The sequence below is a fragment of the Klebsiella sp. DY2415 genome (assembly GCF_026314315.1).
Classification (GTDB): Bacteria; Pseudomonadota; Gammaproteobacteria; order Enterobacterales; family Enterobacteriaceae; genus Klebsiella; species Klebsiella ornithinolytica.
The window spans coordinates 5,506,932-5,522,131 of sequence record NZ_CP111115.1 but is presented as its reverse complement, the minus strand read 5'-3'; the positions used below and the strand labels follow the sequence as shown (position 1 = coordinate 5,522,131).

Below are 15,200 nucleotides of genomic sequence, written 5' to 3'. Positions count from 1 at the left end.
CAGGACATCTTAACTATGAATATGAAAAAACTGGCGACCCTGGTCTCTGCTGTGGCTCTCAGCGCAACCGTCAGCGCCAACGCGATGGCCAAAGACACTATCGCCCTGGTTATCTCTACTCTGAATAACCCGTTCTTTGTTTCTCTGAAAGAGGGGGCGCAGAAAGAAGCTGACAAACTGGGTTACAACCTTGTCGTACTGGATTCGCAGAACAACCCGGCGAAAGAGCTGGCGAACGTGCAAGATTTAACGGTACGTGGCGCGAAGCTGCTACTGATTAACCCTACCGATTCTGATGCAGTAGGTAACGCCGTGAAGATGGCTAACCAGGCGAAGATCCCGGTGATTACCCTCGACCGTCAGGCTTCGAAAGGCGACGTTGTCAGCCATATCGCGTCTGATAACGTGCTGGGCGGTAAGATGGCCGGCGACTACATTGCGAAGAAAGCCGGTGAAGGCGCGAAAGTGATTGAACTGCAGGGTATTGCAGGGACCTCCGCAGCTCGTGAACGTGGTGAGGGCTTTAAGCAGGCCGTTGCCGCGCACAAATTCAATGTGCTGGCCAGCCAGCCGGCGGACTTCGACCGAACCAAAGGTCTGAACGTCATGCAGAACCTGCTGACCGCCCATCCTGATGTGAAAGCGGTGTTTGCGCAGAACGATGAAATGGCGCTGGGTGCGCTGCGCGCACTACAAACGGCAGGCAAATCCGATGTGATGGTGGTTGGATTTGACGGTACTCCGGATGGCGAAAAAGCCGTAAATAGTGGCAAACTGGCAGCGACCATCGCTCAGTTGCCAGAGCAGATCGGCGTGAAAGGCGTGGAGACTGCTGATAAAGTGCTGAAGGGTGAGAAAGTGGATGCCAGCTATCCGGTTGAGCTGAAGCTGGTCATTAAGCAGTAATATGCGATTCGGCTCGGAAACGATCCGAGGGACAATATAAAAAAGAAAAGCAGGGCATGCGCCACCGGAGTCCGGTGGCGCGCTTTCCCGGGAACAGAAATAATGAAAACCGCAGGCAAACTTGTCGTCCTTGGCAGCATCAATGCCGATCACATTCTTAACCTTGAATCTTTCCCGACGCCGGGCGAAACCGTCACCGGTCATCATTATCAGGTGGCTTTCGGCGGTAAAGGGGCTAACCAGGCCGTCGCCGCCGGGCGAAGCGGCGCGGATATTGCGTTTATTGCCTGTACCGGTGATGACGATATCGGCGAACGCGTTCGCCGCCAGCTGGAGCGCGATCGTATCGATGTTGCGCCGGTGCGTGCGGTCAACGCTCAATCGACCGGCGTGGCGCTGATTTTTGTTAACGCCGAAGGTGAGAATGTCATCGGTATTCATGCCGGAGCTAACGCCGCGCTCTCTGTCGAGCAGGTTGAGGCGGAAAAAGCGCGTATTGCGGGTGCTCAGGCGCTGCTGATGCAGCTGGAGTCACCGCTGGAAAGCGTGCTGGCGGCGGCAAAAATCGCCCATCAGCATCAGACCACCGTTGTGCTCAACCCGGCACCGGCGCGTGACCTGCCAGATGAGTTGCTTTCGCTGATAGATATTATTACGCCTAACGAAACCGAAGCGGAGAAGCTGACCGGCATCCGCGTTGAAAACGATGACGATGCGGCTAAAGCTGCCCGTGTGCTGCATGAAAAAGGCATTGGTATCGTGATGATTACGCTTGGCAGCCGGGGCGTATGGGTCAGCCATGACGGTCAAGGCCGTCGGGTTCCCGGTTTTAAAGTTCAGGCCGTCGATACCATTGCCGCTGGCGATACCTTTAATGGCGCCTTTGTGACGGCCTTACTGGAAGGAACCGCGCTGGACGAAGCGATCCGTTTTGCCCATGCCGCGGCAGCGATTGCCGTTACCCGCAAAGGCGCACAGCCTTCCGTACCATGGCGCGAAGAAATCGACGAGTTTTTACGTCAACAGGGGTAATGTTTGGCTACCATGAAGGATGTAGCCCGCGAGGCGGGCGTTTCCACTTCAACAGTTTCTCACGTCATTAATAAAGATCGCTTCGTCAGCGAGGCGATTACCGCCAAAGTTGATGCGGCGATTAAAAACCTTAACTATGCGCCGTCTGCGCTGGCGCGTAGCCTCAAATTAAACCAGACCCGGACCATTGGCATGCTGATCACCGCCAGTACCAATCCGTTTTATTCGGAACTGGTGCGCGGCGTGGAGCGCAGCTGTTTTGAGCGTGGTTATAGTCTGGTGCTGTGTAATACCGAAGGCGATGAGCAGCGTATGAACCGCAATCTTGAGACGCTGATGCAAAAACGCGTCGACGGTCTGCTGCTGCTGTGTACCGAAACGCATCAACCTTCACCGGAAATTATGCAGCGCTACCCGTCAGTCCCTACGGTGATGATGGACTGGGCGCCGTTCGACGGCGATAGCGATCTGATTCAGGACAATTCGCTGCTGGGCGGCGATATGGCAACCCAATATCTGATTGATAAAGGATATACCCGCGTGGCCTGCATTGCCGGGCCGCTGGATAAAACGCCGTCGCGCCTGCGCCTGGAGGGATATCACGCGGCAATGGCGCGCGCCGGGCTTCCGGTGATGGAAGGTTATGTCATTACCAGCGATTTCGAATTTGGCGGCGGATTTAGCGCTATGCAAAAGCTGCTCGCCTTACCCGAGCGGCCGCAGGCGGTGTTCGTCGGCAACGACGCGATGGCCGTTGGGGCCTATCAATCGCTGTATCAGGCCGGGTTACGAATTCCGCAGGATATGGCGCTGGTGGGGTATGACGATATCGAACTGGCGCGCTATATGACGCCGCCGCTGACCACTATCCATCAGCCGAAAGATGAACTGGGCGAACTGGCCATCGATGTGCTGATTCATCGCATGGCCGATCCGGGTCAGAAGCAGCAGCGCGTTCAGCTCACCCCGGAACTGGTCGTTCGCGGCTCCGTCTAACGCTTGTGCCGCTCCTTAATCAGGTTGCGGCCGTCTTTCGCTCTTAACAGCATAAATGTCAGCGCCGAAACCACGGTAATCGCCCCCATCGTAATAAAGGTATAGTGGAACTGCTCAACGGTACTGGCGCTGTCGAACCCTTCATAAAAACGTAGCACTGCGGCGCTAATGGCGACGCCGAGGCTAATGGATAGCTGCTGCGTCACGGCCAGCAGGCTATTGCCGCTGCTGGCGTTATCATCGGTCAAATCGGCCAGCGTGATGGTATTCATCGATGTGAACTGGGTAGACATCGCCATCCCCAGCACAAACAGCGGTAGCAAGAGCATCCAGACAGGCATTGCCGGAGACTGGAATGAGAACTGGGCAATCATCAGTCCGATAAAAATGGTGACGCCGACCAGGGTTTTCCGATAGCCGAGCCAGCGTAAAATCTGCGTCACGGTCGATTTCGCGATAATCGACCCGATGGCGGTGGGGGCTATCATGCAGCCTGCGACGATCGCCGGATAGCCAAAACCGACCTGCAACATCAAGGGCATCAGAAACGGCACGCAGCCGGTTCCCAGACGCGTCGCCAGATTACCGGCAATACCGACCGAAAAGGTGCGCGTTTTAAATAAAGAAAGCGAGATCAGCGGAGTCGGGTGGCGGCGTGCGTGGCGGATATAGGCCAGCAGCAGGATGACGCTGAGGGCAATGACCGAAAGGGCTATCCAGGTTGCGACGATTTTCTCGCCAAACAGTTCGATGCCGCTGGAAAACAGTACCAGGCTCAATCCAAACAGCAGAAAACCGGTGGTATCGAAACGCCGGCGCGGGGTGGTGAAATCCGGCATATATTTGCGCGCGTAAAGTATCCCGATAATGCCGATAGGAATATTAATGAGGAAAATCCAGTGCCAGCTGGCCCAGGTAACCAGCACGCCGCCGAGCACCGGCCCAAGAATAGGGCCAACAAGGCCGGGCATAGTGACGAAGTTCAGTACGGGGAGCAGTTCGCTGCGCGGGTAGGCTCTTAATAATGCCAGGCGCGCCACCGGCATCATCATGGCGCCGCCTATCCCCTGAATCACGCGAAAGATAACCAGCTCCATTAATGAACTGGAGAGGGCGCAGGCCAGTGATCCGAGCGTAAACAGGCCGACGGCAATGATAAACACCTTACGGGTGCCGAAGCGGTCAGCTAACCAGCCGCTGACCGGGATAAGCATAGCGACCGTTAATGTGTAGCTGATGATGGCGGACTGCATGGCCAGCGGTGAACGGTTAAGGCTATGCGCAATGGCGGGAAGGGCGGTGTTGAGAATGGTGGCATCCAGCGCCTGCATAAAAAAAGCCATGGCTGCAATCCACGGCAGTCCGGCCATACTGCGCCCTTTTTTTTCGCTCATGCGGAACCCTTGTTACTTGCCTGAATGGTTTGGTGCGCTCAATAACGTCTGGCAGGCGCTTAGCGCGCGCGGGCCATCGCTATCCTGGATAGCGTCGACAATGGCCTGGTGGAGATCCAGCTTAACCACTTCGTTCTGAGTAATAGAGGTGAAATAGGTGTGGTAGACCGAATGAAACAGAGATGCGAAAGCGATCAGGAACGGATTTCCGCTCATTTCATAGATGTGCTCATGCCAGGCCATATCGACTTCTATCCAGCGTTCGCGCAGAAAGCGTTTTTTTAACTGGCCCATCTCTTCCATTAAGGTATTGAGCTCGGCCTTTTGCTCCGCGTTACCGAAGGTAGCTGCCAGAAAACAGGCCTGAGGCTCCAGGCTACTGCGCATAACCAGGAAATGGCTCACCACCTCTTCAAAGTTATCTTCCGTTAACCACCATGAGAGCAGCTCCTTGTCGAGGAAGTTCCAGCTACTGCGTGGCATGACTCGGGTGCCGATACGCGGGCGCGGCAACAGCATCCCTTTGGCGGTAAGCGTCTTAACCGCTTCGCGTACCGCGGTGCGACTCACGCCAAACTGTTCCCCCAATTCCATTTCGCCTGGAAGAATACTTTCCGGCGGGTATTCGCCGGTCAGGATTTTTTGAGCCAGTTTCTCTGCTAATACCCAGGAGATGTTCTTTTGTGCCGCCAGTTGCTGTGCGCTTAAAGACATATATGCCGTTCCTTTCTCTTTTTATCTGTATCAGTATGCCATCTGGTGGACTATTTCGTTGGTTAAAACAGCAAAACGCTGGTTTTTTGCCACGTCACGGGCTGATTTGGTGAAAAAAGAGACGGTTGAAAAGTTTTTTTAAAACAGGGCTTGTCAACGTCTCAGAACTCCCTATAATGCGCCTCCACTGACACGGAACAACGGCTTACAGGCCGCCGGGTTAGCGGGGTTCAGCGATGAACGCCAACAGAGAAAAGCAAAAATAAATGCTTGACTCTGAATGAGGAAAACGTATTATACGGGACCTCGCGACAGAGCGCTCAGCGCCGTCGCACTGCTCTTTAACAATTTATCAGACAATCTGTGTGGGCACTCAAAGTGACATGGATTCTTAACGTCCTCGGACGAAAAATGAATACCAAGTCTCTGAGTGAACACGTAATTCATTACGAAGTTTAATTCACGAGCATCAAACTTAAATTGAAGAGTTTGATCATGGCTCAGATTGAACGCTGGCGGCAGGCCTAACACATGCAAGTCGAGCGGTAGCACAGAGAGCTTGCTCTCGGGTGACGAGCGGCGGACGGGTGAGTAATGTCTGGGAAACTGCCTGATGGAGGGGGATAACTACTGGAAACGGTAGCTAATACCGCATAACGTCGCAAGACCAAAGTGGGGGACCTTCGGGCCTCATGCCATCAGATGTGCCCAGATGGGATTAGCTAGTAGGTGAGGTAATGGCTCACCTAGGCGACGATCCCTAGCTGGTCTGAGAGGATGACCAGCCACACTGGAACTGAGACACGGTCCAGACTCCTACGGGAGGCAGCAGTGGGGAATATTGCACAATGGGCGCAAGCCTGATGCAGCCATGCCGCGTGTATGAAGAAGGCCTTCGGGTTGTAAAGTACTTTCAGCGAGGAGGAAGGCGTTAAGGTTAATAACCTTGGCGATTGACGTTACTCGCAGAAGAAGCACCGGCTAACTCCGTGCCAGCAGCCGCGGTAATACGGAGGGTGCAAGCGTTAATCGGAATTACTGGGCGTAAAGCGCACGCAGGCGGTCTGTCAAGTCGGATGTGAAATCCCCGGGCTCAACCTGGGAACTGCATCCGAAACTGGCAGGCTAGAGTCTTGTAGAGGGGGTAGAATTCCAGGTGTAGCGGTGAAATGCGTAGAGATCTGGAGGAATACCGGTGGCGAAGGCGGCCCCTGGACAAAGACTGACGCTCAGGTGCGAAAGCGTGGGGAGCAAACAGGATTAGATACCCTGGTAGTCCACGCTGTAAACGATGTCGACTTGGAGGTTGTTCCCTTGAGGAGTGGCTTCCGGAGCTAACGCGTTAAGTCGACCGCCTGGGGAGTACGGCCGCAAGGTTAAAACTCAAATGAATTGACGGGGGCCCGCACAAGCGGTGGAGCATGTGGTTTAATTCGATGCAACGCGAAGAACCTTACCTACTCTTGACATCCAGAGAACTTAGCAGAGATGCTTTGGTGCCTTCGGGAACTCTGAGACAGGTGCTGCATGGCTGTCGTCAGCTCGTGTTGTGAAATGTTGGGTTAAGTCCCGCAACGAGCGCAACCCTTATCCTTTGTTGCCAGCGATTCGGTCGGGAACTCAAAGGAGACTGCCAGTGATAAACTGGAGGAAGGTGGGGATGACGTCAAGTCATCATGGCCCTTACGAGTAGGGCTACACACGTGCTACAATGGCATATACAAAGAGAAGCGACCTCGCGAGAGCAAGCGGACCTCATAAAGTATGTCGTAGTCCGGATTGGAGTCTGCAACTCGACTCCATGAAGTCGGAATCGCTAGTAATCGTAGATCAGAATGCTACGGTGAATACGTTCCCGGGCCTTGTACACACCGCCCGTCACACCATGGGAGTGGGTTGCAAAAGAAGTAGGTAGCTTAACCTTCGGGAGGGCGCTTACCACTTTGTGATTCATGACTGGGGTGAAGTCGTAACAAGGTAACCGTAGGGGAACCTGCGGTTGGATCACCTCCTTACCTGAAAGAACCTGCCTTTGTAGTGCTCACACAGATTGTCTGATGAAAAATAAGCAGTAAAAAATCTCTGCAGGCTTGTAGCTCAGGTGGTTAGAGCGCACCCCTGATAAGGGTGAGGTCGGTGGTTCAAGTCCACTCAGGCCTACCAAATTCATCCTGAATACTGCGTTGTGAAACGACTCGCATACTTCAGTATGCTTCGTCCTTCCACGCCTTGTCTCAGTCTGAATTACCGGTACAAGAGATTTAGCATTACGATGGGGTTATAGCTCAGCTGGGAGAGCGCCTGCCTTGCACGCAGGAGGTCTGCGGTTCGATCCCGCATAGCTCCACCATCCTTTACTGCTGCACAACAAGAAAACTTCAGAGTGTACCTGAAAAGGTATGCTGCGAAGTTTTGCTCTTTAAAAATCTGGATCAAGCTGAAAATTGAAACGACACACTGTTTCCTTTCTCCGTAATAAGAGAGGAAAAGCGGTGTGTTCGAGTCTCTCAAATTTTCGCAACGCGGACTGTTTTACGAAACAGCTTCGGGTTGTGAGGTTAAGCGACTAAGCGTACACGGTGGATGCCCTGGCAGTCAGAGGCGATGAAGGACGTGCTAATCTGCGATAAGCGTCGGTAAGGTGATATGAACCGTTATAACCGGCGATTTCCGAATGGGGAAACCCAGTGTGATTCGTCACACTATCGTTAAGTGAATACATAGCTTAACGAAGCGAACCGGGGGAACTGAAACATCTAAGTACCCCGAGGAAAAGAAATCAACCGAGATTCCCCCAGTAGCGGCGAGCGAACGGGGAGGAGCCCAGAGTCTGAATCAGCGCGTGTGTTAGTGGAACGGTCTGGAAAGTCCGGCGGTACAGGGTGATAGCCCCGTACACTAAAATGCACACGTTGTGAACTCGAAGAGTAGGGCGGGACACGTGGTATCCTGTCTGAATATGGGGGGACCATCCTCCAAGGCTAAATACTCCTGACTGACCGATAGTGAACCAGTACCGTGAGGGAAAGGCGAAAAGAACCCCGGCGAGGGGAGTGAAAAAGAACCTGAAACCGTGTACGTACAAGCAGTGGGAGCCTACTTGTTAGGTGACTGCGTACCTTTTGTATAATGGGTCAGCGACTTATATTCTGTAGCAAGGTTAACCGTATAGGGGAGCCGCAGGGAAACCGAGTCTTAACTGGGCGTTAAGTTGCAGGGTATAGACCCGAAACCCGGTGATCTAGCCATGGGCAGGTTGAAGGTTGGGTAACACTAACTGGAGGACCGAACCGACTAATGTTGAAAAATTAGCGGATGACTTGTGGCTGGGGGTGAAAGGCCAATCAAACCGGGAGATAGCTGGTTCTCCCCGAAAGCTATTTAGGTAGCGCCTCGTGAACTCATCTTCGGGGGTAGAGCACTGTTTCGGCTAGGGGGTCATCCCGACTTACCAACCCGATGCAAACTACGAATACCGAAGAATGTTATCACGGGAGACACACGGCGGGTGCTAACGTCCGTCGTGAAGAGGGAAACAACCCAGACCGCCAGCTAAGGTCCCAAAGTCATGGTTAAGTGGGAAACGATGTGGGAAGGCACAGACAGCCAGGATGTTGGCTTAGAAGCAGCCATCATTTAAAGAAAGCGTAATAGCTCACTGGTCGAGTCGGCCTGCGCGGAAGATGTAACGGGGCTAAACCATGCACCGAAGCTGCGGCAGCGACACTATGTGTTGTTGGGTAGGGGAGCGTTCTGTAAGCCGTTGAAGGTGGCCTGTGAGGGTTGCTGGAGGTATCAGAAGTGCGAATGCTGACATAAGTAACGATAAAGCGGGTGAAAAGCCCGCTCGCCGGAAGACCAAGGGTTCCTGTCCAACGTTAATCGGGGCAGGGTGAGTCGACCCCTAAGGCGAGGCCGAAAGGCGTAGTCGATGGGAAACAGGTTAATATTCCTGTACTCGGTGTTACTGCGAAGGGGGACGGAGAAGGCTATGTTAGCCGGGCGACGGTTGTCCCGGTTTAAGCATGTAGGCGGAACGATTAGGTAAATCCGGTCGTTTATTCAACGCTGAGGTGTGACGACGAGGCACTACGGTGCTGAAGTAACAAATGCCCTGCTTCCAGGAAAAGCCTCTAAGCATCAGGTAACAACGAATCGTACCCCAAACCGACACAGGTGGTCAGGTAGAGAATACCAAGGCGCTTGAGAGAACTCGGGTGAAGGAACTAGGCAAAATGGTGCCGTAACTTCGGGAGAAGGCACGCTGATGGTAGGTGAAGTGACTTGCTCATGGAGCTGAAATCAGTCGAAGATACCAGCTGGCTGCAACTGTTTATTAAAAACACAGCACTGTGCAAACACGAAAGTGGACGTATACGGTGTGACGCCTGCCCGGTGCCGGAAGGTTAATTGATGGGGTTATCCGTAAGGAGAAGCTCTTGATCGAAGCCCCGGTAAACGGCGGCCGTAACTATAACGGTCCTAAGGTAGCGAAATTCCTTGTCGGGTAAGTTCCGACCTGCACGAATGGCGTAATGATGGCCAGGCTGTCTCCACCCGAGACTCAGTGAAATTGAACTCGCTGTGAAGATGCAGTGTACCCGCGGCAAGACGGAAAGACCCCGTGAACCTTTACTATAGCTTGACACTGAACATTGAGCCTTGATGTGTAGGATAGGTGGGAGGCTTTGAAGTGTGGACGCCAGTCTGCATGGAGCCAACCTTGAAATACCACCCTTTAATGTTTGATGTTCTAACGTAGACCCGTGATCCGGGTTGCGGACAGTGTCTGGTGGGTAGTTTGACTGGGGCGGTCTCCTCCCAAAGAGTAACGGAGGAGCACGAAGGTTAGCTAATCCTGGTCGGACATCAGGAGGTTAGTGCAATGGCATAAGCTAGCTTGACTGCGAGCGTGACGGCGCGAGCAGGTGCGAAAGCAGGTCATAGTGATCCGGTGGTTCTGAATGGAAGGGCCATCGCTCAACGGATAAAAGGTACTCCGGGGATAACAGGCTGATACCGCCCAAGAGTTCATATCGACGGCGGTGTTTGGCACCTCGATGTCGGCTCATCACATCCTGGGGCTGAAGTAGGTCCCAAGGGTATGGCTGTTCGCCATTTAAAGTGGTACGCGAGCTGGGTTTAGAACGTCGTGAGACAGTTCGGTCCCTATCTGCCGTGGGCGCTGGAGAATTGAGGGGGCTGCTCCTAGTACGAGAGGACCGGAGTGGACGCATCACTGGTGTTCGGGTTGTCATGCCAATGGCATTGCCCGGTAGCTAAATGCGGAAAAGATAAGTGCTGAAAGCATCTAAGCACGAAACTTGCCCCGAGATGAGTTCTCCCTGACTCCTTGAGAGTCCTGAAGGAACGTTGAAGACGACGACGTTGATAGGTCGGGTGTGTAAGCGTAGCGATACGTTGAGCTAACCGATACTAATGAACCGTGAGGCTTAACCTTACAACGCCGAAGCTGTTTTGGCGAAGAGACGAAATGTTCAGCTTGATTACAGATTCATCATCACGCAGGAATGCGGGGTGAAACAGAATTTGCCTGGCGGCGATAGCGCGGTGGTCCCACCTGACCCCATGCCGAACTCAGAAGTGAAACGCCGTAGCGCCGATGGTAGTGTGGGGTCTCCCCATGTGAGAGTAGGGAACTGCCAGGCATCAAATCAGTAAAAAGCCCATCCTGACGGATGGGCTTTTTGCGTTTTTATCGTTATTTATCCGCAACGCCTAATCTCGCAGGAATAACGCAGAACGGGCGCTATATTACGCCCATTGCTGAAATACTCACTGCCATTGCGCTTCTGCCAACCAGCGTAGAATAAACGCCGCGATCTGCGGAATATCGTTTAAATCTAACTGCGGGAGTGATGTCTCTAATGGAGTATCGCTGACTACCGCAATCACATGCTCATCCAGGACGAGCTCCTCGACACGATGCCCACCCTGTTGCCGAAAAAGCAGGAGCTTCGCTACCGGCTCATGCTTAAACCCTTCAACCAGAACCAAATCCAGCGTTGATGCATCCATCCTGCTAACCAGCCAGGCTAAATCCACCTCTTCTTCATCCGGCGTTTCAGTCATTAGCGCCCAGCGTTGTGAACTGGCGACAATCGTTTGAGCTGCCCCGGCTTTACGCAATTCATAGCTGTCCTTACCCGGCAGATCGACATCCATATTATGATGGGTATGCTTGATCAAACCCGGACGCAGGCCAGCAGCACACAATGCGGGGATTAATTTTTTTAACAGCGTTGTTTTACCGGTACCACTCCAGGCGGAAATGGCGAGAACGGGGATCATGATTGCTCCTGTATACCCTGCAAGTCATCAAGGGTATTGACGTTAATAAAGGCCGGGCGGACATCGCTGAAATCAACGCGATGCCCGCCGCTGTTGCGCATAAAAGCCATCACGCGTCGTTCGCCTGCGGCAAGATATGCCGCCAGATCGGGCATTAAACATCGATGCATCAGGGTAATAGCGGGATGATCGCGTTCTCCGTCGTAAACCCAGACGACGGGAGCGGTCTGTTTCTGCTGTATAAAGCGCTCAGCCAGGAATGAGGGGATAAAGGGGGTATCGCAGGGGCAGAAGAGGAACCATTCGCTCTGTGTCTGCTGCATCACGGATAGCATACCGGCTAATGGCCCCGGGAAGTCAGAGAGACTGTCGGAATACACCGGATACCCGCTTTCATACCAGCGTTCCAGATTACGGTTGGCACTGATAACCAGGTGGGTCACCTGAGGAGACAACGCATCTGCAACATGGCGCCATAATGGCTTACCATCGAGTAGCTGCAATCCCTTATCCGCACCTCCCATCCGCGTGGCCCTTCCGCCTGCTAATATAACGCCGGTTATGACCTCGCCTTGCATATCAATATCGCCTCTTTCATTGTGGGATTGACCCTGTTAAGTTGTCGCTATCAAGAGTAAGGAGCATGACCATGAAATGTAAACGTCTGAATGAAGTAATTGAACTCCTCCAGCCAGCCTGGCAGAAAGAGCCGGAGCTGAACCTGATGCAATTTTTGCAGAAACTCGCAAAAGAGGCCGGTTACGACGGCGAGCTGGTCGATCTTTCCGACGATATCCTGATTTATCATCTGAAAATGCGTGATTCGGCAAAAGAAGCCGTTATTCCTGGTATTCAGAAAGATTACGAAGAGGATTTCAAAACGGCCTTATTGCGCGCTCGCGGTGTGATTAAAGAGTAAAAGGTTGTAAGTGCTGCCGCGGAACGAGTTATGAGATGATATCCTGAACTATTCCTAAGATTATCGGATGTCAGGATGCACGATAAGGCTTTTAATTTTCAGACGCTAAACCCGGATACCATCATCGATGGGCTATTCGATCTGGGGATGCGAGTGGACTCCGGGCTCACTCCGCTTAACAGCTATGAAAACCGCGTTTACCAGTTTCAGGACGAAGACCGCCATCGCTATGTGGTGAAGTTCTATCGTCCTGAACGTTGGTCTGCCGAACAGATCCTCGAGGAACACCAGTTTACCCTTCAGCTCAAGCAGGATGATGTTCCTGTTGCTGCGCCATTATTTTTCAATGACAGTACTCTTCATCAGCATCAGGGCTTCTATTTTGCCGTGTTCCCCAGCTTAGGTGGGCGTCAGTTTGAATCGGATAACCTCGATCAAATGGAGTCCGTCGGCCGTTATCTGGGGCGCTTGCACCAGACCGGGCGCAAAGCGCGTTTTGTCGCGCGCCCTGAGATAGGCGTGAATGAGTATTTGTTCGCGCCGCGGGACGTTTTTGAACACTCAACGCTGATCCCCTCAGCTCTGAAGAAGGACTTCCTCCGCGCCGCAGATAAGCTGATTGCTGCCGTTATCGCTCAATGGCACGGCAACGCGGACATTCTGCGTCTGCACGGCGATTGTCATGCCGGTAATATTCTCTGGCGCGATGGTCCGCTTTTTGTTGATTTAGATGATGCCCGCAACGGTCCGGCCATCCAGGATCTGTGGATGCTGCTGAACGGTGATAAAGCCGAGCAGCGAATGCAGCTGGAGATGATTGTTGAAGCTTATGAAGAATTCAGTCCGTTCAATTCAGACGAAATCGCCCTTATCGAACCTTTACGCGCCATGCGGTTAGTTTATTATCTGGCATGGTTGCTCAGGCGCTGGGACGATCCTGCTTTCCCTATTAATTTCCCCTGGCTTACCGGGGAAGATTACTGGCGGGGGCAGACAGCAACTTTTCTTGAGCAGGTGAAGGTTCTGCAAGAACCCCCTCTTCAGTTAACGCCAATGTATTAATCAGATATTTCCAGGAGAGACGTAAACATGAAAAAAATTTGGCTGGCGCTGGCTGGTATGATTCTGGCTTTTAGTGCTTCTGCGGCCCAGATCACCGACGGTAAGCAGTACATCACCCTTGATAAGCCCGTAGCCGGCGCGCCTCAGGTTCTTGAGTTCTTCTCGTTCTACTGCCCGCACTGCTATCAGTTTGAGGAAGTGCTGCACGTTTCTGATAACGTGAAGAAAAAGCTGCCGGAAGGCGCCAAAATGACCAAGTACCACGTTGAATTCCTCGGACCTTTGGGTAAAGACTTAACCCAGGCATGGGCCGTCGCGATGGCGCTGGGCGTTGAAGATAAGATCACCGTGCCGATGTTTGAAGCGGTACAGAAGACCCAGACCGTGCAGACCGTGGCGGATATTCGTAAAGTCTTCGTTGACGCTGGCGTGAAAGGCGAAGACTACGATGCGGCATGGAACAGCTTTGTCGTGAAATCCCTGGTTGCTCAGCAGGAAAAAGCGGCTGCTGACTTCCAGCTGCAGGGCGTACCGGCAATGTACGTCGACGGCAAATATCAGCTGAACCCGCAGGGAATGGATACCAGCAATATGGACGCCTTTGTCGCCCAGTATGCGGATAGCGTTAAGCAGCTGGTTGAGAAGAAGTAAAAAAAAAGCCGGTCACTGACCGGCTTTTTTCATATCTCTCTTAAACCGCCAGTGGAGGTGGCATGGTTATCAGGTTCAATGCTCTTCGCGTCCTTTTGTCCGCATGATTTCCGTCAGCTGACAGTCTTTCTCTTCCCACAGTTCATTCAACCAACGCTGGAAACGGCGCTTAAAGTTTTTGTCATTCACGTAGTCGCCGTGCAGATCTTCCGCCACGGGAATGAGATTAACGCGAACAACAATACGCGTCAGTCGGCCGCTTAACATATCGTAAAATGGCCTCTGGTTGTTCTCCGGATAGCAAAGCGTGACGTTCAACAGCTTATCGAACTGAGCACCGAGCACGTTCAACGCCATCGCGATACCTGCGGCCTTCGGTGGCAATAAATTACGATAAGGTGAACGAGTTTGCCGCTGCTTATCTTCGGTAAAACGCGAACCTTCTACAAAATTGACGATGGTCGTCGGATGCGAGCGAAATTTCTCGCAGGAGCGGCGAGTGGTTTCAACATCTTTACCGCGACGCTCAGGATGGCGAATTAAATAACCTCGCGAGTAGCGACGCATAAAGGGCATATCCAGCGCCCAGCAGGCAAGCCCGATAAAAGGTACCCACGCCAGCTGTTGCTTAAGGAAGTACTTATTCATAGGGATATGCTTGCGAAACAACACGCAGAGCACCACGATATCCGCCCAGCTGTGATGATTGCTGATAAGCAGATACCAGTTTTTCTTGCTCAGCCCTTCAAGACCTTGCACGTCCCACGTCAGTCTGGGATTCAGATAGAGCAGCAGTGCCAACCCTTCGCACCAGCAATACATCATGAAATTGCAGAAACGGGAAATCGCACGCCATACCGCAGGGATGGGGACAAGAAGTTTAATCAGCCCGGCGATGATTATCGGTACGGAACAGATAATGGTGACTAAGATGGTAAGGGCGATACTCAGCGGAAGTGTTATTGCAGCGAGTAATCTCGACATAGTTAGTTTATTCAGAAAGTTAGGCTGATAAAGAGCGCAGTTAAACCGTGCAAGAGGCTGATTTTACCAGAAAACGCAGCAAATGACGGGTCTTACCAGAACAGAAAAAACGGCGGATCTTATATCCACATGGAACATTGAGTCATTAGAAAGGTATTAAAAGCAAGGATCAATCATTAACTTTATGATAAATAAACTTAAATTATGTTTTTTGTTATTTTATTTCAGAC

At 52.6% G+C, this 15,200-nt stretch carries 11 protein-coding genes, 2 tRNA genes and 3 rRNA genes; 11 read left to right on the top strand and 5 right to left on the bottom strand.

Going from position 1 to position 15,200, the window contains the following annotated elements; translation table 11 throughout:
* Nucleotides 1-15 precede the first annotated feature (15 nt).
* From rbsB to rbsR, 3 genes are all read left to right on the top strand, one after another.
* Nucleotides 16-906 carry a ribose ABC transporter substrate-binding protein RbsB gene (gene rbsB / locus OQV00_RS26115; RefSeq protein WP_004869247.1) on the top strand — a complete coding sequence of 297 codons (891 nt, stop codon included), beginning with the start codon at nt 16-18 and terminating at the stop codon, nt 904-906.
* A 102-nt stretch (nt 907-1,008) separates the two neighbouring features.
* The gene (gene rbsK / locus OQV00_RS26110; RefSeq protein ID WP_004869249.1) at nt 1,009-1,938 is read left to right on the top strand and encodes a ribokinase; all 930 of its coding nucleotides are present in this window, start codon (nt 1,009-1,011) and stop codon (nt 1,936-1,938) included.
* A gap of 12 nt (nt 1,939-1,950) precedes the next feature.
* Nucleotides 1,951-2,934: a ribose operon transcriptional repressor RbsR gene (rbsR, locus tag OQV00_RS26105; RefSeq protein ID WP_004869251.1), complete on the top strand. Its 984-nt coding sequence runs from the start codon at nt 1,951-1,953 to the stop codon at nt 2,932-2,934.
* Here rbsR and mdtD read toward each other — a convergent pair.
* Both mdtD and OQV00_RS26095 read right to left on the bottom strand, forming a co-directional pair.
* Nucleotides 2,931-4,328: a multidrug transporter subunit MdtD gene (gene mdtD / locus OQV00_RS26100; protein ID WP_004869253.1), complete on the bottom strand. Its 1,398-nt coding sequence runs from the start codon at nt 4,326-4,328 to the stop codon at nt 2,931-2,933. The two genes, rbsR and mdtD, sit on opposite strands and share 4 nt — an antisense overlap.
* 12 nt (nt 4,329-4,340) lie before the next feature.
* A complete protein-coding gene (locus OQV00_RS26095; protein WP_004869256.1) occupies nt 4,341-5,042 on the bottom strand; it encodes a FadR/GntR family transcriptional regulator in 702 nt (233 codons plus the stop codon).
* 477 nt (nt 5,043-5,519) lie between these two features.
* On the opposite strand from OQV00_RS26095, the gene OQV00_RS26090 reads away from it, so the two are divergent.
* From OQV00_RS26090 to rrf, 5 genes are all read left to right on the top strand, one after another.
* Nucleotides 5,520-7,057, top strand: a 16S ribosomal RNA gene (locus OQV00_RS26090).
* 71 nt (nt 7,058-7,128) lie between these two features.
* A tRNA-Ile gene (locus tag OQV00_RS26085) sits at nt 7,129-7,205 on the top strand.
* Between the two features lie 111 nt (nt 7,206-7,316).
* Nucleotides 7,317-7,392, top strand: a tRNA-Ala gene (locus OQV00_RS26080).
* 206 nt (nt 7,393-7,598) lie between these two features.
* Nucleotides 7,599-10,503: ribosomal RNA gene (locus tag OQV00_RS26075) — 23S ribosomal RNA — on the top strand.
* A gap of 92 nt (nt 10,504-10,595) precedes the next feature.
* Nucleotides 10,596-10,711: ribosomal RNA gene (gene rrf / locus OQV00_RS26070) — 5S ribosomal RNA — on the top strand.
* Together the 16S, 23S and 5S rRNA genes with 2 tRNA genes alongside form the textbook arrangement of a ribosomal RNA operon.
* Nucleotides 10,712-10,838: 127 nt before the next feature.
* On the opposite strand, the gene mobB is transcribed toward rrf, so the two are convergent.
* Together mobB and mobA are read right to left on the bottom strand one after the other, a co-directional pair.
* Complete coding sequence (gene mobB / locus OQV00_RS26065; RefSeq protein ID WP_015585455.1) at nt 10,839-11,354, bottom strand: molybdopterin-guanine dinucleotide biosynthesis protein MobB; 516 nt, start codon at nt 11,352-11,354, stop codon at nt 10,839-10,841.
* Nucleotides 11,351-11,932 carry a molybdenum cofactor guanylyltransferase MobA gene (gene mobA, locus OQV00_RS26060; protein WP_015585454.1) on the bottom strand — a complete coding sequence of 194 codons (582 nt, stop codon included), beginning with the start codon at nt 11,930-11,932 and terminating at the stop codon, nt 11,351-11,353. Before mobA ends, mobB begins: the two co-directional genes overlap by 4 nt.
* A 71-nt stretch (nt 11,933-12,003) precedes the next feature.
* On the opposite strand from mobA, the gene OQV00_RS26055 reads away from it, so the two are divergent.
* The 3 genes from OQV00_RS26055 to dsbA all read left to right on the top strand — a co-directional run bounded on the left by OQV00_RS26055 (nt 12,004) and on the right by dsbA (nt 13,986).
* Entirely contained in the window at nt 12,004-12,273 is a 270-nt protein-coding gene (locus OQV00_RS26055) for a YihD family protein (protein WP_004869260.1), read from the top strand.
* Between the two features lie 75 nt (nt 12,274-12,348).
* Nucleotides 12,349-13,335: a serine/threonine protein kinase gene (locus OQV00_RS26050; protein WP_054829029.1), complete on the top strand. Its 987-nt coding sequence runs from the start codon at nt 12,349-12,351 to the stop codon at nt 13,333-13,335.
* 27 nt (nt 13,336-13,362) lie between these two features.
* Nucleotides 13,363-13,986, top strand: a complete 624-nt coding sequence (dsbA, locus tag OQV00_RS26045; RefSeq protein WP_004869264.1) for a thiol:disulfide interchange protein DsbA — start codon at nt 13,363-13,365, stop codon at nt 13,984-13,986.
* A gap of 75 nt (nt 13,987-14,061) precedes the next feature.
* Here the strand turns inward: dsbA and OQV00_RS26040 are convergent, their stop codons facing one another.
* Complete coding sequence (locus OQV00_RS26040) at nt 14,062-14,970, bottom strand: acyltransferase (protein WP_015585452.1); 909 nt, start codon at nt 14,968-14,970, stop codon at nt 14,062-14,064.
* Nucleotides 14,971-15,200: the final 230 nt, after the last annotated feature.

What these genes read in the sequence shown, in the direction of transcription:
- OQV00_RS26055 (WP_004869260.1), top strand. Translation starts at nt 12,004, where the DNA reads ATGAAATGTAAACGTCTGAATGAAGTAATTGAACTCCTCCAGCCAGCC.
- mobA (WP_015585454.1), bottom strand. Translation starts at nt 11,932, where the DNA reads ATGCAAGGCGAGGTCATAACCGGCGTTATATTAGCAGGCGGAAGGGCC.
- OQV00_RS26050 (WP_054829029.1), top strand. Translation starts at nt 12,349, where the DNA reads ATGCACGATAAGGCTTTTAATTTTCAGACGCTAAACCCGGATACCATC.
- OQV00_RS26095 (WP_004869256.1), bottom strand. Translation starts at nt 5,042, where the DNA reads ATGTCTTTAAGCGCACAGCAACTGGCGGCACAAAAGAACATCTCCTGG.
- rbsB (WP_004869247.1), top strand. Translation starts at nt 16, where the DNA reads ATGAATATGAAAAAACTGGCGACCCTGGTCTCTGCTGTGGCTCTCAGC.
- OQV00_RS26040 (WP_015585452.1), bottom strand. Translation starts at nt 14,970, where the DNA reads ATGTCGAGATTACTCGCTGCAATAACACTTCCGCTGAGTATCGCCCTT.
- mobB (WP_015585455.1), bottom strand. Translation starts at nt 11,354, where the DNA reads ATGATCCCCGTTCTCGCCATTTCCGCCTGGAGTGGTACCGGTAAAACA.
- rbsR (WP_004869251.1), top strand. Translation starts at nt 1,951, where the DNA reads ATGAAGGATGTAGCCCGCGAGGCGGGCGTTTCCACTTCAACAGTTTCT.
- rbsK (WP_004869249.1), top strand. Translation starts at nt 1,009, where the DNA reads ATGAAAACCGCAGGCAAACTTGTCGTCCTTGGCAGCATCAATGCCGAT.
- mdtD (WP_004869253.1), bottom strand. Translation starts at nt 4,328, where the DNA reads ATGAGCGAAAAAAAAGGGCGCAGTATGGCCGGACTGCCGTGGATTGCA.
- dsbA (WP_004869264.1), top strand. Translation starts at nt 13,363, where the DNA reads ATGAAAAAAATTTGGCTGGCGCTGGCTGGTATGATTCTGGCTTTTAGT.